This is a genomic window from Pediococcus sp. M21F004 (genome assembly GCF_051122535.1).
In the GTDB taxonomy this organism is placed as follows: domain Bacteria; phylum Bacillota; class Bacilli; order Lactobacillales; family Lactobacillaceae; genus Pediococcus; species Pediococcus inopinatus.
The window spans coordinates 515,481-535,726 of record NZ_CP177314.1 but is presented as its reverse complement, the minus strand read 5'-3'; the positions used below and the strand labels follow the sequence as shown (position 1 = coordinate 535,726).

Sequence of the window (20,246 nt, the reverse complement as noted above, 5' to 3'; positions counted from 1 at the left end):
GCTTCAAACTAGAATTCCTAGTTTGAAGCTATTTTTGTTTATTCCCGTTTTTTCCTTGCCCACCAGAAGTAGCCGACGACAAGAATTAAAGCAATGATACTGATGGTTAAGCCAATAAATAAATATGGTGGCCAGTAAGTGAGGACGACATGGTGGGTTCCAGCAGTTAGTTGGACTCCACAAAAGGTGCTAGCAATTTTACTTACCTTAACAGATTTGCCATCAACCTTAGCGTGCCAGCCCTTACCGTAAGGGATGGTGGTCATTAAAAAGCTATTCTTTTTAGAAACCGTGATATTTCCAGCAATTCGATGACTGTTGTGACTAGTTACTTTTAAAGAAGCTTGTTTGAGTTTTTGTTGGAGTGTCGTGAATTTAGTTTGATTCAAACGATATAAAGTAAAGTTTTCCAACCACAAACTCATTTTCTTGAGCTGTATCTTAAGCGTAACGGTTTTCCCTTTACTGTGATTGGCAAAGTTAACAACGACTGTGTTACGGTATGGCGAGTATTGCGTAAGTGATTTACCATCAACAGTAAAGGTTGCGTTGTCAGGGTTCAAATCTTGGCCAAAGGTTAAGTAATAGGGATCATTGGTGGTTGGCGTAAATTTGAAGGTCACTACACCGGGTTTAGACAGATTGTTCTTTTTAAGCACACTTCCCGTTAGTTTTGTAGTTTGATTGATATTTTGGAAAACAACTTCATTGAAATTTTGAGAAGTGAACAGTTTAGAATTTGTCTGGCCTGCCAGGCTGCCATACAATTTTTCTTGATATTGCATAGGATCTAATTTACTACCGTTGAAATTTTTAACTGAACCAGAAGCCCCAAAGCCAATTGAAAGCGCATATGGGTTCTTGTACGTCTGTGTTAAACTATCCTGACCAATTAGATTGTAACTACTTAAATCCGGCTTATACGTTAATGCAGGGAGTGTAGGTGTGGCGGTTGATGTTGCAGACGTGCCTAATTGATTTGAATCAATATTTTTTGACCAGTATTTCATACCCAACAAACTATCAGTAATGAGGGTCCCGTTAGAGTAAGTTACAAAACCATCGCCATCAGGTTGCCCAATTTTTTGCATAAAATTAGGAATCTGCGTTTCAAAAGTGGAACTGAAATGTGATCCACCATTGAAAGCAGCCTGCATAGCATCATCTTTTGTGCGCATGTAAGTCTTACCAATTCGATAGAAGCCTTGATCTTGTTTTTGAATTTTGCCAATTGTTTTGTCTAACTCGGTCGTATAGTTTCCGAATTCCGATTGCGAGACAAAAGAAATATTGTTTAAAGATAAGCAGGCGTTGAAAAAGACATCTAAAACAATAATTATCGTAATCAGCCAACTAAAAGCAGGCTTTTGACGAAGCAGGACGTATGAAAGCAACCCTAAAGCCGCGAATAAGCACCCAATAATTAGTTGATTCTGGTCAACGTAATTTTTGAATTTAGAGAGATTCAACCATAAATAGATCAACCCGATGATTAGAATGAATCCCGTGGTTAGAAGCGCACGGGGGTTAAAAGTTGGTTTTGAAAATAAATAGCGCGCCGTTAAAAATATCATCCAGAAACTGACTATGAAACTAAAGCGGTATGGATACCACCATGGAAATTGCATAGCGTGCCAGAAAAGATTTAATGGTTCAAAGCAAAGCGAAAGAAGCAGAAATAATGAAATAATTGCAGCAGTAATTCGCTCTCGTCGTTTTATGTTTGCACTCGTAAAATACAAAATAAAACCAATTATGCAAAATGCGCCAATAAAGATATTGGGAAGTCCACTAGGCATTTGTTGGAAGTTAAAAGTCCCGGGTAAAAGTTTGCTGATCATTTTAAATGGAAAATAATCAAATTTAAATTTAACACTTGTTTCTGTATATTGGACCTTACTTTGTGTCAAAATGTAAAAAGTAGGCATTAGGATCCAAGAAGCAAAGCCCCCAGATAACAAGGCGCCACCAGCAAAACGTTTGCTGGCTGTGAGACTATCATGAAATGAGGTATAATAACGGGCGCTGGCAAAGATGAAATACAGGATACTAAAAATACATATCATGTACGCCATGTAGTAGTTAATAATAAGCATTAGACTCAGCCATAAAACAAACCAACGAATTTTACCCGCTGTAAAGATTCGGTCAATGCCGAGAATGATTAATGGTAAAAGAATGGGCGCATCTAACCAAATTAAATTTAACTGGTTGGCAATCGAAAATCCCATCAAAGCATATGCGGTTGCCAATCCCGGAACAAGCCAAGTTGCTCGGGGATAAAGCTTTTGTAAAAGAATTGCAAAAGTTAGTCCAGCAAAAGCATATTTAAGAACGGTAATGATAAAAATCCCAGTTGTAATTGATTTGCCTGGGAAAAAGAGCAAAATAAGATTGAATGGACTCATTAAATAATAGGCCCAGGTGCCGGTCATGTCGCCGCCAATTGCCTTTGAAAAAGAATAGAAGAAGGCCGTTGGATCGTGTAAGATTGTATGGCGAAAATAGGCAAAAAGATCAACGTATTGTTGACCTAAATCAACAGTTAATAAACTACTTGATCCAAAAGGAGCCATTTTCCGATAAATGAAGTAACTTGACATCAAAATTAAAGGAATTAAAAAGCTAACTATAAGTTGCTGTTTCAGTGAGCCAATAAGGTGTTTGGTGTTGTTTAAACTAGTTCTTTGCATCATGTTCCTCTTTTCCCAAATTGCTTTCTTTAGCATACCACATTGACTAAGATAATCTAAAAATGTGAACAAGTTATAGAAGGAGTTTGAATTTTTTGTTAGAATAGTCTCAGCAGCGTGAAGGAGCTTGAAATTTTGAAATCAAAAAAAGGGACCACCAAAAATCGCGAAAAGAAATCTGAATTACCATTCCGACTTAATTTAATTTTCGGAATCGTTGTTGTTTTGTTAATTATGCTAATTGCTAGATTAGCGTATTTACAGATATTTAATGGCTCTAAATATGTGGCTGATGTCGAAAGAACAGATACCACTACTGAAACTAGCAATGTTCAGCGAGGGATGATTTACGATTCAACAGGAAAAGTGTTAGTTGGAAATGAATCGCATCAAGCCATTCAGTACACAAAGGGTGTTAACGTATTATCTAGCACTTTGCGAAAAACGGCGGACCATTTAGGCAAGTACTTAACGGTATCCACGTCAACGCTTTCTACGCAGGATCAGGCGGATTATTATTTAGCAAACACGAAGAATCTAACTAAGGTTGAAAACAGTATTAAAGACCATAGTGAATATGGATCTAAAGCTTTGTATAGTTTGGCAGTAAAAAAAGTAACAAAAACAGTTGATCTTAGTAAAAGCGAGCGGAATGCGGCGCAAATTTTCAGTTTGATGAGTGGCGCATACGAGTTATCAACTGTTTATCTAAAAGAATCAGATGTTTCAAACAAAGAAATTGCCGAAATTGGCGAACACTTGTCTGAGTTTCCAGGTGTAAAAGTCGGGACAAGTTGGTCACGAGACTATCCAGAAGGTAATTCAATTAAAAGTATCGCTGGGACGGTATCAAGTGCCAAATCAGGTTTACCAAGTGATGAAGTGAATATCTTGTTGGCACAAGGTTATTCACGCAACGATAGTGTAGGTCAAAGCTACCTGGAAAAAGCATATGATCCAATTTTAAAAGGAACTAAATCTCAAACACGAGTTGAAGTTACGGGCGATGACACAATTAAAAAAGAAGTTAAGCAGTACGCAGGTAAAAAGGGAGACAACCTGATACTTTCCATAAATGCTGCTTTCCAAAAACAAGTGCAGGCTGATACGAGAAGCGCGGTTACTTCGGCCGGTGGTGAATCAACTGGTGGTTATGTAGTTGTAATGAATCCCAATACTGGAGCTGTACTAGCGTTAGCTGGGGTCAATCGTAATACAAGCACCGGAAAAGTCACTGATAATGCACTTGGAACGATTAATGAACCAATTGTTATGGGTTCGGTTGTTAAGGGCGCAATGGTGACTGGTGCGTTAATGGATGGTGTCATTACACCATCAAATAGTACGTTAACTGATAAACCAATTAAACTAGCTGGTACGAGTGCTAAAGCTTCTTGGTTTAATAAGGCTGGGGGTCAAGATATTAGTTTAGATGCATCTACCGCTTTGGAAGTATCTTCTAACTCGTATATGATGCAACTTGCTATGAAGGAAGGCGGATTTAAGTATTCGTCTGGATCAGCTTTGACGATGGGTACGGGTGTCTTTGCTAAGATGCGGGGTTATTTCCAGCAATTTGGTCTTGGGACTGATACTGGAATTGATATACCTGGTGAATCTTCTGGATATACGGGTCCAAGTACGCAATCAGATATTGGTAAAGCACTTGATTTAGCCTTTGGTCAATACGATGCATATACAACGATTCAAGTTGCTCAATATATTTCTACAATTGCTAACGGTGGTTATCGAATTGCTCCCCATGTGGTTTCTCAGATCAGAGGGACGAGTAACAATGGTGGTTTAGGCAAGCTTCAGGAAACGATCGAGCCCAAGATATTAAATTATGTGGATGACACAGCTGCCCAAAAGAAAGTTGTGACAAAGGGATTGTATGATGTAGTCCACGGAACAAACACGTACAAGACTGGTGGTTCACTGGCCAGCATTAGTCCTGAAATTTCTGCTAAAACAGGGACGGCCGAAACAGTCACCAATGGTAAATCGACGGTCACATTAAGTTTGGCATCCTATGCCCCATCTAAAAATCCTAAAGTGGTGGTGGCTGTCGCGATGCCCGGACTTGGTGAAAGTGCTGAAACTAATAATATTGCTTTGGCAAAGAAAGTTTATGCAGCATATTGGAAAACTGTTAAGAGCACGTCTACATTGAAGAGCACCTCTAAATAGATTTAAGGAAAAGTATGAATGGTGCTTGCGTCAGAATACGGAACTGTGGTATCATGTTTTAAGTTGAGGGCGCAACGCCCATCAGAATTTATAGTTGGGAGGTTGGAGCTATGCGCGTACACATTACATTAGAATGTACAGAATGTCATAATCGACAGTATCTATCAAGCAAGAACAAGCGTAACAATCCGGATCGTATGGAGTTAAATAAGTATTGCCCACGTGATAGAAAGGTTACATTACACCGCGAAACCAAATAAGGTTGGAACAAAATGGTCGAATTTTGCTCCGATCTTTTTTATTTGAAAAACTTTTTATATCCCCAGTATTTGAGGTGATTTTTGTGCAACCAGAAAAAAAGCAACAACGACAAAAACAGTTAGTTCGTTTGCAAGCAATGGACAAAAAGCAAAAAGAGCAGGAAGAATTAGTTTTGTATGAACGATTTTTTGCTAGTGAGGAATGGAAAAAAGCAACTACAATTGGCATCACGTTAAGTGGCGCGGTTGAAGTTAATACACAGCCGATTATTGAACGAGCAAAAACAGAAAATAAAATAATTCTTGTTCCAAAAACATTGCCCAAATGGCAAATGGCTTTTCGAAAACTTGATTCAGAAACGCAATTAATAAAAAGTAAGTTTGGAATTTTAGAACCAGATAATGGGAGTGACGTTCCCAAATCACAAATTGATTTAATTGTAGTCCCGGGCCTAGGCTTTGCAGATGAAGGTAATTTTCGCCTAGGTTTTGGTGGTGGCTACTACGATCGCTTTTTGAGTGACTACCTGGGAGAAACTGTGAGTTTAGTACTTAGCGTGCAACATTTTAACAAAGCAGTTTGGCCTGTAGAAAGGCACGATATTAAAATCAAAAAGTTATTTAATAGTGAGGCATAATTATGCAACGAACATTGAAACGTTGGAATCAGTATCCTTATATGACCATTGGATTAATTGTGATTAATTTTATTGTCTTTGGCCTGATGACTATCAGTGGTGGTTCCGAGAATACTCAGACGCTTTTGAAGTTTGGGGCGATATTTAAACCTTTTATTCTTCAAAATGGAGAGTGGTGGCGACTAGTTTCCGGAACGTTTATTCATATCGGCATCACACATATTGTGCTGAATATGGTCACTTTATACTTTGTCGGAGTTCAAATTGAAAATCTGTTTGGCCATTTTAAATTTCTTATTATTTATTTTTTGGCTGGAATTTTCGGAAATTTAGTTAGTTTGGTGTTTGGTAATCCACTAGCCTTGTCAGCAGGAGCCAGTGGTGCCATTTTTGGGCTGTTTGGCGTTTGGCTGATGCTAGGAGAATCTTTCCATCAGAATCCCTATATTCACGCGATGGCTCGACAGCTTGGTCTATTTGTAGTTTTAGCACTAGTTTCAAGTTTGATGGAGTCTGGAATTGATGTTTATGCGCACGTTGGTGGCATGCTCGGGGGCTTCTTAATTGGATACCTTGTTGGGGTGCCACGGCTCGGAAAAATCGAAATATCGAAACGAGTTATTGCTAGTGTGACCCTTGTTGTTTTGTTCGGAGTTGCAGTTTGGGCCTTAATTGGTAGATAACGTTTGTAAAATAACGTTTACAAATCTATTTTTATCTGTATAATTAATTGGGATGATGTTATGAAAACACTTTATGATGTGCAACAGTTACTTAAAAAATTTGGGATCTTTATTTACGTTGGAAAACGGCTATGGGATATTGAATTAATGAGTATTGAATTAAAACATTTACACGATGCGGGTGTGGTGGAAGATCAGACCTATTTAAAAGCGGTTATGGTTTTGCGGCATGAACATCATTTAGAAGAGGCTCGCGATAAGCAGCCCAACAAATTATTTTAATATTGGAGGAAACAAGCAATGGATCGGAAATTGATCGGGGTTGACCTTGGTGGTACAACGATTAAATTTGCCATCTTAACAGATAATGGCGATGTTCAACAAAAATGGAGTGTGGAGACTAATATTTTAGATGAAGGTAGCCACATTGTGCCAGATATTATCGAGTCAATTAATCACCATTTATCACTTTACAACATGGATAAGGATCAGTTTATTGGAATCGGTATGGGCACACCGGGAACGGTTGATCGTGATAAAGGTACCGTTATCGGCGCTTATAATTTGAATTGGAAAACAACTCAGCACGTTAAGGCTGAAGTTGAGGCTGGTACGGGCATTAAGTTCATCATGGATAATGATGCAAATGTTGCTGGATTGGGCGAACGTTGGAAGGGTGCTGGTGAAAATGGCCAGGATGTTTCCTTCGTTACATTAGGAACTGGAATTGGCGGCGGGTTAATCGCAGATGGCCAATTATTACATGGGACAGCTGGAGCTGCTGGTGAAATCGGTCATGTGACTGTAGAACCTAATGGCTATTTATGTACTTGTGGAAAACGTGGCTGTTTGGAACAATATGCTTCTGCAACTGGAGTTGTTCATGTTGCTCGTGATATGGCTGAAGAGTTTTCTGGTGAATCTGAATTAAAACGTCAGACAGATGATGGTCAAGATATTACGTCTAAGCTTGTTTTTGATCTTGCTAAAAGTGGCGATACTTTGGCAGTCCGGGTAGTGGACAAAGTTTCTTATTATTTAGGCCTAGCTTTGGGTAATCTTGCCAACACATTAAATCCTGAAAGTATTGTCATTGGTGGTGGGGTTTCTGCTGCTGGGGATTATCTTTTAAAGCAAGTTGATCATTATTTCCAAGAGTTTGCGTTTAGCACAGTTCGTAATTCAACAAGTTTGAAGTTAGCCCGTTTGGGGAATGATGCTGGTGTTATCGGTGCAGCATCTTTAGCATTAAGCTTTGGCTAAGAATTTGCGTTAAGTCGACTTGGAGTTTTCCAGGATCGGCTTTTTTTATTTTTTCTAGGCTAGGCAAAGAGTTCATTTATGTGTAGAATAAATGTATGAATGACATAGGAGGAGAATAACGTGGTATTAGGTGCAAGTTCAACCGCAAGTTTTATTATAAACACAATTTTGATTATCTTAATTGTTGCTTATTTTATTTATCAGGGATATATTGTTTGGAAGCGAAACCGTGTAGCCAAAACGCTTGACGAAGATGATTTTCGTGAGGGTATGCACAAAGGACAGGTCATCGATTTAAGAGAGAAAAAGGATTTTGATGCAGGCCATATTTTGGGTGCCCGAAGTATCCCTTACGCAACGTTAAAGACCCGCTTTCAAGAAGTACGTCCAGATTTACCAGTGTATATTTATGATCAAGGTCGGAGCTTAAGCTCACGTGCGGCTTTATTTCTTGCCAAAAAAGGTTATAAAGAACTTTTTATTCTTCGTTATGGTTTTCAACGTTGGAATGGAAAAACTAAAAAAAGAAATTAATTAAATTCGGGATAAAGAAGTATTAAGGTGAAATCCTTGAACTCTCTTTATCTTTTTTTTATCAATATTTTCTGTTAATCTAAAACCATAATAAAAAGGGCCGCAAGGTGCCAGCCCTTAGTACAGAAATTTTGAGAATTAACCGTTGTGTGCTGAATGTTGCTTACGCATTGCGCGTTTACGATTTTCTGTTGCACGATTTTCTTGATCTTCAATGGGTTGAACGATTACTTTGTGGAAGGTGTAGAGGACAGCTGCAGCAGCCCCCACAACTGAGAAGCCACCAATAATAAAACCCTTAGCAAAATTTTTCATTTTTTGAAACCCCTTTCTATCTTTAATTATCTTCATTATGGCTTTTTTTAACAAAAATATCCAGTAAATTAATTGAATGGGACTGATTTTATGCTAACAAAAATTATTGCACATCGTGGAAGTAAGGGAATTAGGCCAGAAAATACGATCCCGGCGTTTGAAAAGGCAATTGATGAAGGTGCTGATGGCATTGAAACTGATGTGCATATGTCAAAAGACGGGCACCTAATTATTATGCATGATGAAACGGTAGATCGGACAACAGATGGAACTGGGCGTATCTTTGATAAGACCCTTGCAGAATTAAAACAACTAGATGCAGGTGGTTACTTTGGTTATGAATTTTTAGGCACCCGGATTCCTACTTTGGATGAAGTTGTTAAATTTCTGATCGAGAAAAATTATAAAGGTCTGTTTAATCTGGAACTCAAAACGGATAAAATTCAGTATCCAGGGATTGAAGAGAAAGTTTCGGCCTATATGGCCCAACAAAAAGTTCCCTTCCAATTGGTTTATTCGAGTTTTCACCCCCAGTCTTTAGTTAAAATGCATACTTTAGATCCGGATATAGAATTTGCCAGTTTATTCAAAGTACAAACAAAATTTGCCCGTAAGTTTTATCGGAGCCGATTGGTGAAAGATTGGCACCCGGATATTCGGTGGGTGAGAGCACATCGCTTTTTTCTACCACATGTGCAATTACGACCATGGACAGTAAATAGTACAGATGACATGCGATACTGCTTCAAACGGAATTTTGATGGTATTATAACGGACTATCCAGGGAGAGCCAGTATTATTCGTAGATCAATTCAAGGTGGTTAAAATGGAAAAAGTATTAGCAATTATTGGACCCACAGCGGTAGGAAAAACAAGTTTATCGCTTGAATTAGCTAACCGATTTGACGGTGAAATTATTTCTGGCGATTCGATGCAAGTCTATCGTCATTTGGATATTGGAACCGCCAAAATCTTACCTGCTGAACAAATGGGGATTAAACATCATTTAATTGATATTCGTGATAGTGATCAACGGTTCTCTGTATCAGATTTTAAACAGGCTGCAGCCGAGCAAATTACACAAATTACGGCAAAAGGCCATTTACCAATCATCGTAGGAGGAACCGGTTTTTATTTACAGGCACTCCTACAAGATTTGTCTCTCGGAAGTGATACGTACGAACCGGATGAACGGATTCGTAACAAATGGCATGCATTTGCACAGGCTCATTCGCAGGCTGATTTGTGGCGACAATTGAATCAGATTGATCCCAAAGCCGCTGAAAAGATTCCACCCAGTAATGAAGTAAGAGTCGTAAGGGCACTAGAAGTTTTTGAAAAAACGGGGCGACTGTTTTCAGATCAACAAGTTGTGACAAATGATTCGTATGATGCCTTATTAATTGGCTTAAATACAGATCGAGGCTTGTTATATAACCGGATCAATCAAAGAGTTGAGAGCATGGTGGCGGCAGGCTTGGAGACTGAAGCAAAACAATTATTTAAGCAAGGTGGTACCAATTTACCAGCCGGAAAAGGAATTGGTTATCGGGAATGGTATCCATATTTTGAAAACCGCGTTTCCAAAGACGAAGTGATCGAAAAAATTAAACAGAATTCCAGGCATTATGCGAAGCGGCAATTAACTTGGTTTCGAAATAAAATGCAGGTAAACTGGTTTGACTTAGTTCAACATCCAGAAGAAAAAGATCAGATAGTTGAAAAAATCAAAAAATGGAATGGGGAATAATCAGTATGAAGTGGACAGATGGTTTAGACAACAAACTTATTACGTGGGTTAAAGAAGTCGATCAACAAATTGCGCCTAAGTTACGAGAAATTGATGAACAAGTGCTTTTTAACCAAAAAAAGGTTTTGGATGCTTTCCGTAACGAAAAAATTTCTGAAGAGGAATTAAATGGTTCAACTGGCTATGGTTACGATGATATTGGTCGTGATGCGTTAGATGCTGTTTATGCGGATGTTTTTAAAACAGAGGATGCAATGGTACGTCCACAAATAATATCTGGTACTCACGCGATCAGTACGGCATTGTGGGGGATGCTTCGCCCAGGAGATAAACTATTGTATGCAACAGGGATGCCCTATGATACGGTTCAGGAAGTGATTGGCATAACTGGTGAGCCCGACGCTGGATCTTTAAAGGATTTTCAAATAAAATTTGATTATGCTGAATTAGATTCAAAAGGACAATTTTCTGAAGAAAATGTGCGGCAAAAACTTTCTGATGATGTAAAGGTGGTTGCTATTCAACGGTCACGAGGTTACGCAACTCGAGAAAGTTTTACAGTGGCTCAAATTGCAAAAATGATTCGCTTTATTAAAGGACTTAAGCCAGACGTTAAAATCTTTATTGATAATTGCTATGGCGAATTTTCCGAAACTAGCGAACCAACCGAGTATGGGGCTGACGTGATGGCAGGCTCATTGATAAAAAATGCCGGTGGTGGTTTAGCCAAAACAGGTGGATACATTGTGGGGAAAAAAGCCTTGATTGAAAAAATTGGTAACCGGCTTACGACTCCTGGTTCTGGTAAGGACGAGGGGGCAACCTTAAATACACTTGCAGATATGTTTCAAGGCTTTTTCCAAGCCCCCAATGTGACAGGTGAGGCAATCAAAGGGGCTATTTATGAAAGTGCGCTTCTAGAAAAATGCGGTTTGGACGTGAGCCCCAAATGGGATGCTCCTCGAACCGACCTTATTCAAACGGTTAACTTTGGTAATCCAGAGTCTATGATTAAATTTGCTGAAGTTGTTCAACATTATTCGCCCATTAATTCGTATGTAGATCCGGTTCCAAGCGAAATGGGTGGTTACGATGATAAAATCATTATGGCTGCTGGGACCTTTGTTCAAGGGGCCAGTGTTGAATTTTCGGCAGACGGGCCACTTCGAGAACCTTATACCCTTTATATGCAAGGCGGATTGACCTATGCACATGTCAAGATTGCCACTACAGAGGCCGTTTCTCAATTGTTTTTTAAAACAATCTAGGCCATGTCATAAAATGTAACATGATCCGTTGACTTTGGTTATTTTCATTGATAGACTGAACTTGTTTTTGAATGAGGAGGCTTGTCATGAAAGAAAAAGAACTCCAACGATCACGGGCAGTTTTGCCAATAGGCACAATTATGAAGCTAACCGAATTGACCGCACGCCAAATTCGTTATTATGAATCGCAAAATTTAATTTTGCCAGTTCGTAGTGAGAGTAATCGGCGGTTGTATTCGTTAAACGATATTGACCGCTTACTTGAGATTAAAGACTATTTGGCTGAAGGATTTAATATGGCTGAAATAAAGCGAGTTTATGAAAAGCAAGCTGCTCGTCGTCAACATGAACAGCAAAAATTGACGAAACCAGTTACAGATGCTGATTTGCGTGATGCATTGCATAATGAGTTTTTAACGGTTGGTGGATTCAGACATGATAGTGGAACTTTTTCCAATTGATAGCAGTCTTAAAAATAAGAATAGGAGCGATACAGATGGCAAAGCGACAATATACCAAAGATGAGATCCACAAGATGGCGAAGGAAGAAAACGTTCGTTTCTTAAGATTAATGTTCACAGATTTATTTGGAATGATCAAGAATGTGGAAGTTCCTGTTAGTCAATTAGACAAATTACTTGATAATAAGCTGATGTTTGATGGATCTTCAATTGACGGATTTGTACGCATTGAAGAAAGTGATATGTATCTTTATCCTGATCTTTCAACTTGGATGGTTTTTCCTTGGGGAAATGAACATGGAAAAATTGCTCGGGTGATTTGTGAAGTTTATACACCGGATGGAAAACCATTTGAAGGTGACCCTCGAAATAACTTAATCAGAGTTCTTAAAGAAATGCGCGAAGCTGGATATACGGACTTTAACATTGGACCTGAGCCCGAGTTTTTCTTATTTAAATTAGATCCTGAAACAGGCAAACCAACAACTGATTTAAATGATAAAGGGAGCTACTTTGACTTAGCACCAATGGATCTTGGTGAAAATTGTCGTCGCGACATTGTCCTTGAACTTGAAAATATGGGCTTTGATGTGGAAGCTTCTCATCATGAAGTAGCCCCAGGCCAGCATGAGATTGATTTTAAGTACGCTGATGCCCTTGCAGCGGCTGATAACATTCAAACCTTTAAACTGGTCGTTAAAACGGTCGCTCGCAAGTATAATTTGCACGCGACATTTATGCCCAAGCCATTGGACGGAATTAATGGTTCTGGTATGCATCTTAATATGTCCTTATTCCATAATAAAGGGAACGCCTTTTACGATGAAAAAAATGATTTACAGTTATCTCAAGAAGCATACTGGTTCCTTGGCGGATTGTTAAAACATGCACGTAGCTTTACGGCTGTGTGTGACCCACTTGTCAATTCGTATAAACGATTAGTTCCTGGATTTGAAGCACCAGTTTATGTAGCTTGGTCTGGAAGTAATCGTTCTCCTTTAATTCGAGTTCCAAGTAGCCGAGGCCTTTCAACCCGTTTGGAGGTCCGAAGCGTGGATCCTTCAGCCAATCCATATATGGCAATTGCAACCGTGTTGGAAGCTGGACTTGATGGGATTCGTAATAAGATTGAGCCACCTAAGTCAATCGATCGTAATATTTATCGAATGAATGAACAAGAACGGAAGGATAGCCACATTGAAGACTTACCTTCGACCTTGCATAATGCATTAAAGGCTTTTGAAGCCGATGATGTCATGAAAAAGGCCCTTGGACCTCATATTTACCAAAGCTTCTTAGAAGCAAAACGGTTAGAGTGGGCTTCTTATCGTCAAGAAGTGACCCAATGGGAACGTGATCAATACCTTGATCAATATTAAATTGTTAAATTAACTTAAAATGATCAACTAATCGACGTTGTTATGTAAAACGCTGGGTTAGTTGGTTTTTTTGTGAATTTTTTAAAATAATTAAAAGAATTTTGAAAGTAGGCATGTATTTTAAACAAATTCTGTTAAACTTTAATTATGATGAGAAAAATTCTTTGTTGATTACATAATTGTTTGGTACATTAGAGATAATCAATAATGTAAGGGTAACTTACGAAACTAGGAGCGATACACATGAGTGATGAAAATCAGACCACAGAAACACAAGAACAGCCAAACGCAAGATTGAAACAAAGCCTTTCAGGAAAAGTGGCTTTCTTAAATTCATTGCAGACTGCCGTTGATCAACAAGATGATCGGTTGATCTATGAATTATTAGATCCAGAACGTTATCATACAGAGATTTCGAGTACAAATGACTCAGTAAAATCTGGTTATTTCAACTTGGTTGAAGATGTCCGAAGCCAAATTGGTCATTATTTAAGTTACCAACTAATTGATTATTTAGCTGAAATCTATCCATTCTTCTATTATCGAGAGGTCTCTGAAGGAGAATTTAAGATCTTATTTGGTAACTGGTGGGATCGTCGTGAATTCGGGTTCTTAGACGTTTTAAATCTTGAATTTCAGTTTGATAAGGATGAGTATCAAAAACTTTCTGGTACTTTTGAATTAGATGCTAATAATAAACATCTAAACACAGAAAAGATTGCTCAAATTTCAGAAGAAAACAAACAATTACAAGACTTGCTGGCTAATCAGGATCAGCGAGAACAGAGAAAAGCACAATTGCGTGATCAACTCCAAGATACGAGCTCAAATAGTTCCTTTTGGGAGAGTGGCAAGGTTAAAGAAGAACGCCAAGCAGTTAAAGACGAGCTCAGCAAATTAACTGACGAAGACCAAAAGGCTGCAGATGCACGGAATACGATGAAGAGTAATGAAGATCGAATTTTAGCATTGTCAAAAGAAGATACTATTTTAAGCTATGAAAAACAATCCATAAAGCAAGCGTTTGGAAGTTTTGAGTCATTTACAAACCATTCCAGGAAATTGTATGCAGACTATTTGACGAGTTTGATTGGAAAGGAAAAGGTACGTGCTGATGAGTAATGAATCTTTGAATCCTTCAAGCTTAACAACTAGTGGTCGTTTGGTGGCATACAGTGATTCGTTAAAGGCTGGCATTCAGCATGGTATCGAATTTACAAAATTATTTGATCAGTTAACGAATACAAAAGATGCGAATGAACTTTTGGAAGCGTCTACTGCACTTTTTAATTTTCAAATGGACACAGATTATGTTGTCTATCCAAATAAATATGATGCTAACGACTATTACTTAATTTTTATGAGTCGCTTACTTGAACTGCACAATGACAAAGATGCCGTTTTGCATTCACGCGAGGACAATTTAAAAGCAGATACATTGTTTCAAACTTTTCCAAGTGTTGATGACACAGAGGAGTTTCACTTTGAGCAACGTGCTAATCAAGATGGAGCATTTTATGTTGAACAAAATAGCCATCAAGTTATTTTTTCCTTAAATCTCGAAGCCAAAACGATGTATTTTAACTCTGACACAATTACGAAGCTTTTTATTACGGAGTGGAGTGATAAATCAGATACAGATGCCATTACGGACGCTGTCGATTTGTTTATTCAGTTTGGCCAATATTTAGTTAGTGATTTTGACTTTAACGTAGACTTTAATATGCTTGATGCTTCAAATAATAAGAAGTATATCTTAGCTAATAAAGATTTATCAGAACAGATTATGGACAAATTGTTTGTTGCAACTGCTGATAATAATTTAATGCTGCAGAACATGGATGAGGTTCAGGGGGCATTTTTGGACCTTGGTAACCACATTATCTTTAGCTTGTACAAAGAAATGCACGCTGATGGTAGTAGTAACTGGGTAATTACAGTGCAAGATCCTGAAGAGCAGTATTCACTTTTTGAAATTTTTAATCAATTTAGTTTCTTAAAGAAATGGTTTCTCGATAATCTTGATGAGCTTCAAATTGGTTCCAAAATGGTTTAGAGTGGGTGAAACAAGTGATAGATATTCCAAAAATGTTACAAACTTCTGTTCAGCTAGATCGGAGTATTGCAACTGAAAAACAGCTAACTTTGAATGGCAGTGCACGTATAAAAAACACGTTATTATCTCTGGATGTGGAACTATCTGAGGTAGCTAATACTTCGGAGTGGTTTAAAGTTTGGAAAGAGCATAAAGGGAAACATGATGACGGTAAAACAGTTCGTGAGACACTTTTGTTTGAATATGTGGATGCGATTGATTTTTTCTTAGTGTTTGCAAGCCAAAAACAATGGGTAGAAAATGTTGATTTAACAAACGAACAGTTTGAAAAGTTAGCAGACAAAACAAGCAAACTAGATTTGACAAGTACGTACTTGTCCGTTAAGTCCATGTTGTTTAGCAGTCAAGTCAGCAATCGACCAGATAATTTTCGACATGCTTGGCGTTTATATTTAAAATTGGGCATGGTTGGATTTGGCTTTTCAGCAGCAGAAATTGAAAAAGCTTACTATGATAAGAATAAAATTAATTATAAACGGCAACAATCTGGATACTAAGGTTAGTTAAAAATATAAAATAGGATCGAAACAAAATTAGTTACGCAATAATTTTGTTTCGATCCTATTTTATTATATTTATATTACTTACGAATTGTTTTCAAATCTTTGTCCTTTGAGCGCGTTTTCGATTGCGGAGACAAGGAATTCCAATCGTTTATTACCTGAATAATAACAGCAAAAATAAAAATAAAAAGAATGATCATCAATGGTCCCATATGAACGCCTCCAATCGAATTTTACATTCTCATTATGGCTGTGTTACAGAAATGTTTCAACTGATATGCTCATTCATCGTGTATAGCAACATTTTTGAATAAACGCTTAGATTTTTGTATACAAAAAAACTTGAGATAAATTATCTCAAGCCTGAAGTGAACCCATAAAATTGGACAAATATTTATGCTGCTCTCTGAACGGCGAGTTCTCGGTATTTTACCGGGGACTTGCCGTTCAATTTTGTTTTAATTCGACGATTATTATAAAAACCTATCCATTCGGTCATTTGAACTGAACCCCGATAATTGGAGTAATCCAAATTATCGGGGTTTTGTTATGTTCTCAAAGGAAAATAAAATAAATGCAGTTTTAGAATTAACTAGTGGCCTGCCGCAAAGTATTATCATGAAAAAGTACGGTATCAAGGGCTCTGCCACTTTATATGAATGGAAACGCAGGTTAGAACAGTTCGGTGTTGAAGGTCTAAGTTTAAACCATAAGAAGACTTACTTTGATTATTCGTTTAAAATGAAAGTAATTAAATGGCGTTTAGATCAAAATGCATCCTTGCCGATAACTGCTAAGCAGTTTCGAATTAAACATCCAGCTGTAATTTGGCAATGGGAACGAGCTCTTGAACAAGGACGCCTTAATCCTAATCAAAGGCGGTCAAATACCATGTCAGATAGTAATAATGAAAAGTCTAAAAAGGAATTAGAAGAAGAAAACCGTGAATTGAGAGTTAAATTAGCTTATTTGGAAAAATTACACGCCTTGGTTCAGAAAAAGAAAGCATTAAAAACCAGGAAAAAGCACAAATAGTTGCTGAATTAAGGCGTGATTTGAACGAAGTGCTTAGCTTTATTTTAAAAGTTGTCGGTATGTCAAGTAGTAGTTATCATGATGCACTTAACCGACAATATAAAACTAATTATTCCCAGGACTTAGTGGATGAAATTCTTCAAATTAGACAAGATAATCCAGATTTCGGGTATCGTACGGTTACCGATGCATTAAGGAACAACGGTAAAATTGTTAACCATAAAGTGGTATTAAAGATCATGAAACAAAATGACGTGCTTTGTCATGCTTTTGATCGAAAAACTAGAAAATATAATTCTTATCGAGGTACTGTTGGTAAACTTGCTAAAAACAAACTGAATCGCAGATTCAATACGGATCGACCTTATCAAAAAGTAGTGACCGATGTGACTGAAGTTCGCTGGGGTTCTGGTTCGATTTCTGAGCGTGCTTATTTTACTTCATTTGTTGATCTTTACAGTAACGAGATATTGTCATGGAATATTGGTCTTAGCCCTAATGTAGCGTTTGTCACAAAACCTTTAATGGATTTAATTCGTTCAAAACCACAATTACCTTATAAGATGACAATTCATTCAGATCAAGGTTTTCAATATCAGAATTATCAGTATGTTTCCAAGCTAAAGAAAAACCACATTATGCAGAGTATGAGTCGCAAAGCGACTTGTCTGGATAATGCGGTTGCTGAGAGTTGTTTCCATATTTTAAAAGTTGGAACGGTGCATAATAACCACTATTCCTCCTACGAAGAATTAAGAATAGCCATAACTGAATACGTTAGTTATTATAATAATAAAAGAATTAGAACAAAACTGGCCGGAAAAACTCCGGTACAATACCGAAACCTATCCGACCAGTTGGTTGCTTAAAATTCACTCCAAATTATGGGGTTCAGTTCAATTGCTTGGATTAAGCTAGCTTTATCTTCAAAATGTTCATCCATCATTTCAGCTTTCATAATGTGAAAGAATGACTCCATCGCCGCATTATCAAGACAAGTTGCTTTACGTGACATGCTTTGATAAGCGTGATGTTGCTTTAAAACCTGCTGCCAGTGTCGATGTTGATACTGAAAGCCTTGGTCAGTATGGACTGTTGTCCGGTAATTTAGTTTTGGTAGCTTTTCTAAAGCCTCTTTAAGCGGTTTAATTGCGAATTTAGCTGTTGGATGTTCACTAATATTGAATGCTAGAATTTCTCCAGAAAACAAATCAAGAACTGGTTCGAGGTAAACTCGTTCGTTCATTCCCATGTTTCCATATCTGAATTCACTAACGTCTGCGACGAGCTTTTGATAAGGTCTATCGGTTTTGAAGCGTCGCTTTAAGCGATTAGCGGCGATTTTACCCACTAAACCTTTATATGAATTATATTTTTTAGTTTGTCGATTAAAGGCATGACACAACCACCCGTGTTCCTGCATAATTCGCAAAACGCGTTTATGATTAACTTTAAATCCTAAATCATGTAATGCATTTGTAAGTCTTCGATAGCCGTATTTTTTGGTGTATTTTGGATCTTTTTGGCGAATCTCGTCTATTGCTTGAATAATCTGGTCATCATCAAATTTACGTCTCTCATGACTCTGAGTGTAGTAATAGGTACTGCGTGGAATTTGGATTACTTTAAGAATCAGTTTGATAGAAGTTTGGAATAGTTGCCTTAACTCGATGGCTATTTCTGAGATTTCTTTTGTACTGATTTTTTCCGAGTTAAGGCCTCTAATTTTTTTAGGTAGGTGTTCTCAATCTTTAACATTTCATTTTCTTTTTGAAGCTGTTTTAAATCCTCTTTGGCTGTGGAATTGTCCTTTTGGACAATGGGTTTGCGACTTTTATTCTTGTGTTTTACCATGTTCTTGGCGTTGCCTCGCTTTCGCTCTAGACCCACAATTCCTAATGCCTTAAACCGACTTTCCCATTGCCAAATGGTACTCGGCGAGGATAAATTAAAATGTAAGGCAGTTACTGGAAGCGAGGCCTGATTTTGTTTTCTCCAGTTTAATACATCGACTTTGAACTGGCTAGCATATTCTAAATCCATTGCTTTGCGTTTAAGACCGTTAAGGCCAAATTTCTCATATCTTTGAATCCAATTTAAAACTGTGGCACTACTACCAATCCTGTATTTGTGTGCTAATGAATTAACGGGCAGACCACCTAAATATTCAGTTACTACTTTCACTTTGAAATCAAAATTAAATTTAACCATAAAAGAACCCCCAAGATTAGATTTTATCTGTCCAATCTTGGGGGTTCACTTCAGCCTTTATTCTACTGTCTTATTGATTTGTACCGACATTATTTAGTCTTTTCTGAGCGTTAGTATCTTTAATTAATTGATCGTATATTTTTTGCCGGTTTGAGGCTTGCTTTGTAATTGGTTTGACCATCAATTTCACAGATTTATGGAATTCAGTACTAATGGTTCCCGATAGATCGTCATCAAAACCGTAGTGATTTTCATAGGCGTTTTTAACGATATGCTTAATACTCTTCTTGTTACTGATTAAAACGGCCTTCAACTGGCTTTTGTCTTGTTTTGACATATTTTTGCTGGCATTTTTATTTAATTCATCAATAGCCGAATAAATTTTATTTGCCGTTTTAGGTTTTTCAGAATCAAATTTTTCTAGTGCCTGTAACAAGTGGTTTAAATATTTTTTATCAGTTTGAACTTGAGTATATTTTGCAGAACTAACTACAACCGTGCCGTACACTTTGTTTCGATTACATCCCGTCAACAGCAGTCCTATGATGAGAAAGGGAAGTAACCAATAGATCTTCTTTTTCATGTCATCAACTTCCTTCATACTTACTACTCACATGATACCGAAAAATGGGCAAAAATGAAAGCATTTACGTAGCTCTTATTCAGAATAACTAAAATATTCGGAAGATTTCCTTGGTGCAAACTAGAAAAGCAGTTACAGATATCTAAACAGTGTTGACGAACATTTTTTTTTACTTTATAATCAATAACGCGGACCGGTAGCTCAGCTGGATAGAGCATCCGCCTTCTAAGCGGAGGGTCGTGAGTTCGAACCTCACCCGGTTCATTAAAGAATAGAATGGAATTTTTACATAATTCAAGAATGCTAATCTAAGGCATTCTTTTTTTGTATATTGAGAAAACACCCAAACTACGTTAGAAGCACT

The 20,246-nt window shown here is 37.6% G+C and carries 23 protein-coding genes and 1 tRNA gene; 18 read left to right on the top strand and 6 right to left on the bottom strand.

What is annotated here, in order from left to right:
* Window positions 1-38 precede the first annotated feature (38 nt).
* Window positions 39-2,693, bottom strand: coding sequence for a YfhO family protein (locus ACLHK8_RS02785; RefSeq protein ID WP_063697204.1), 2,655 nt, complete (start codon window positions 2,691-2,693; stop codon window positions 39-41).
* Window positions 2,694-2,828: 135 nt separating this feature from the next.
* On the opposite strand from ACLHK8_RS02785, the gene ACLHK8_RS02780 reads away from it, so the two are divergent.
* The 7 genes from ACLHK8_RS02780 to ACLHK8_RS02750 all read left to right on the top strand — a co-directional run bounded on the left by ACLHK8_RS02780 (window position 2,829) and on the right by ACLHK8_RS02750 (window position 8,261).
* Window positions 2,829-4,883, top strand: a complete 2,055-nt coding sequence (locus ACLHK8_RS02780; protein WP_231908588.1) for a penicillin-binding transpeptidase domain-containing protein — start codon at window positions 2,829-2,831, stop codon at window positions 4,881-4,883.
* Between the two features lie 110 nt (window positions 4,884-4,993).
* Window positions 4,994-5,143, top strand: a complete 150-nt coding sequence (rpmG, locus tag ACLHK8_RS02775) for a 50S ribosomal protein L33 (RefSeq protein WP_082623231.1) — start codon at window positions 4,994-4,996, stop codon at window positions 5,141-5,143.
* Between the two features lie 83 nt (window positions 5,144-5,226).
* On the top strand, window positions 5,227-5,781 hold the full coding sequence (locus ACLHK8_RS02770; protein WP_231908589.1) for a 5-formyltetrahydrofolate cyclo-ligase: 555 nt from the start codon (window positions 5,227-5,229) through the stop codon (window positions 5,779-5,781).
* 2 nt (window positions 5,782-5,783) lie between these two features.
* Window positions 5,784-6,464 carry a rhomboid family intramembrane serine protease gene (locus ACLHK8_RS02765; RefSeq protein ID WP_063697208.1) on the top strand — a complete coding sequence of 227 codons (681 nt, stop codon included), beginning with the start codon at window positions 5,784-5,786 and terminating at the stop codon, window positions 6,462-6,464.
* Between the two features lie 60 nt (window positions 6,465-6,524).
* A complete protein-coding gene (locus tag ACLHK8_RS02760) occupies window positions 6,525-6,746 on the top strand; it encodes a YqgQ family protein (RefSeq protein WP_057772529.1) in 222 nt (73 codons plus the stop codon).
* Window positions 6,747-6,764: 18 nt separating this feature from the next.
* Window positions 6,765-7,727 (top strand): ROK family glucokinase, encoded by a 963-nt coding sequence (locus ACLHK8_RS02755; protein ID WP_063697210.1) that lies wholly within the window; start codon window positions 6,765-6,767, stop codon window positions 7,725-7,727.
* Window positions 7,728-7,847: 120 nt separating this feature from the next.
* The gene (locus ACLHK8_RS02750) at window positions 7,848-8,261 is read left to right on the top strand and encodes a rhodanese-like domain-containing protein (protein WP_057772533.1); all 414 of its coding nucleotides are present in this window, start codon (window positions 7,848-7,850) and stop codon (window positions 8,259-8,261) included.
* A 138-nt stretch (window positions 8,262-8,399) separates the two neighbouring features.
* Here ACLHK8_RS02750 and ACLHK8_RS02745 read toward each other — a convergent pair whose 3' ends face one another.
* Window positions 8,400-8,576 (bottom strand): DUF3042 family protein, encoded by a 177-nt coding sequence (locus ACLHK8_RS02745; protein WP_082623232.1) that lies wholly within the window; start codon window positions 8,574-8,576, stop codon window positions 8,400-8,402.
* A 90-nt stretch (window positions 8,577-8,666) separates the two neighbouring features.
* On the opposite strand from ACLHK8_RS02745, the gene ACLHK8_RS02740 reads away from it, so the two are divergent.
* The 8 genes from ACLHK8_RS02740 (at window position 8,667) to ACLHK8_RS02705 (ending at window position 16,047) form a co-directional block, all read left to right on the top strand.
* Window positions 8,667-9,401, top strand: a complete 735-nt coding sequence (locus tag ACLHK8_RS02740) for a glycerophosphodiester phosphodiesterase (protein WP_063697212.1) — start codon at window positions 8,667-8,669, stop codon at window positions 9,399-9,401.
* Between the two features lies 1 nt (window position 9,402).
* A complete protein-coding gene (gene miaA, locus ACLHK8_RS02735; RefSeq protein WP_063697214.1) occupies window positions 9,403-10,326 on the top strand; it encodes a tRNA (adenosine(37)-N6)-dimethylallyltransferase MiaA in 924 nt (307 codons plus the stop codon).
* A gap of 5 nt (window positions 10,327-10,331) precedes the next feature.
* Complete coding sequence (locus tag ACLHK8_RS02730) at window positions 10,332-11,594, top strand: aminotransferase class I/II-fold pyridoxal phosphate-dependent enzyme (RefSeq protein WP_063697216.1); 1,263 nt, start codon at window positions 10,332-10,334, stop codon at window positions 11,592-11,594.
* An 86-nt stretch (window positions 11,595-11,680) separates the two neighbouring features.
* Complete coding sequence (locus ACLHK8_RS02725; RefSeq protein ID WP_057772542.1) at window positions 11,681-12,055, top strand: MerR family transcriptional regulator; 375 nt, start codon at window positions 11,681-11,683, stop codon at window positions 12,053-12,055.
* Between the two features lie 35 nt (window positions 12,056-12,090).
* Window positions 12,091-13,434: a type I glutamate--ammonia ligase gene (gene glnA, locus ACLHK8_RS02720; protein ID WP_063697218.1), complete on the top strand. Its 1,344-nt coding sequence runs from the start codon at window positions 12,091-12,093 to the stop codon at window positions 13,432-13,434.
* 243 nt (window positions 13,435-13,677) lie between these two features.
* Window positions 13,678-14,556: an exonuclease SbcC gene (locus ACLHK8_RS02715; protein WP_320531866.1), complete on the top strand. Its 879-nt coding sequence runs from the start codon at window positions 13,678-13,680 to the stop codon at window positions 14,554-14,556.
* On the top strand, window positions 14,549-15,490 hold the full coding sequence (locus tag ACLHK8_RS02710) for a hypothetical protein (RefSeq protein WP_063697223.1): 942 nt from the start codon (window positions 14,549-14,551) through the stop codon (window positions 15,488-15,490). The genes ACLHK8_RS02715 and ACLHK8_RS02710 overlap by 8 nt, the downstream gene beginning before the upstream one ends.
* 14 nt (window positions 15,491-15,504) lie before the next feature.
* A complete protein-coding gene (locus ACLHK8_RS02705; RefSeq protein ID WP_320531865.1) occupies window positions 15,505-16,047 on the top strand; it encodes a dUTP diphosphatase in 543 nt (180 codons plus the stop codon).
* 400 nt (window positions 16,048-16,447) lie between these two features.
* Here ACLHK8_RS02705 and ACLHK8_RS02700 read toward each other — a convergent pair whose 3' ends face one another.
* Window positions 16,448-16,552: an IS3 family transposase gene (locus ACLHK8_RS02700; protein ID WP_406827437.1), complete on the bottom strand. Its 105-nt coding sequence runs from the start codon at window positions 16,550-16,552 to the stop codon at window positions 16,448-16,450.
* 50 nt (window positions 16,553-16,602) lie between these two features.
* Between ACLHK8_RS02700 and ACLHK8_RS02695 the strand changes: the two genes are divergently transcribed.
* Complete coding sequence (locus ACLHK8_RS02695) at window positions 16,603-17,088, top strand: helix-turn-helix domain-containing protein (protein ID WP_063698689.1); 486 nt, start codon at window positions 16,603-16,605, stop codon at window positions 17,086-17,088.
* Window positions 17,089-17,108: 20 nt separating this feature from the next.
* Window positions 17,109-17,957 (top strand): IS3 family transposase, encoded by an 849-nt coding sequence (locus ACLHK8_RS02690; RefSeq protein ID WP_320531864.1) that lies wholly within the window; start codon window positions 17,109-17,111, stop codon window positions 17,955-17,957.
* On the opposite strand, the gene ACLHK8_RS02685 is transcribed toward ACLHK8_RS02690, so the two are convergent.
* The 3 genes from ACLHK8_RS02685 to ACLHK8_RS02675 all read right to left on the bottom strand — a co-directional run bounded on the left by ACLHK8_RS02685 (window position 17,954) and on the right by ACLHK8_RS02675 (window position 19,882).
* Complete coding sequence (locus ACLHK8_RS02685) at window positions 17,954-18,703, bottom strand: IS3 family transposase (RefSeq protein ID WP_434520487.1); 750 nt, start codon at window positions 18,701-18,703, stop codon at window positions 17,954-17,956. The two genes, ACLHK8_RS02690 and ACLHK8_RS02685, sit on opposite strands and share 4 nt — an antisense overlap.
* Before the next feature lie 59 nt (window positions 18,704-18,762).
* Window positions 18,763-19,299, bottom strand: coding sequence for a helix-turn-helix domain-containing protein (locus tag ACLHK8_RS02680; RefSeq protein WP_063698703.1), 537 nt, complete (start codon window positions 19,297-19,299; stop codon window positions 18,763-18,765).
* Window positions 19,300-19,369: 70 nt separating this feature from the next.
* Window positions 19,370-19,882 carry a hypothetical protein gene (locus ACLHK8_RS02675; protein ID WP_063697358.1) on the bottom strand — a complete coding sequence of 171 codons (513 nt, stop codon included), beginning with the start codon at window positions 19,880-19,882 and terminating at the stop codon, window positions 19,370-19,372.
* Window positions 19,883-20,072: 190 nt separating this feature from the next.
* Between ACLHK8_RS02675 and ACLHK8_RS02670 the strand changes: the two genes are divergently transcribed.
* A tRNA-Arg gene (locus ACLHK8_RS02670) sits at window positions 20,073-20,146 on the top strand.
* Window positions 20,147-20,246 lie beyond the last annotated feature (100 nt).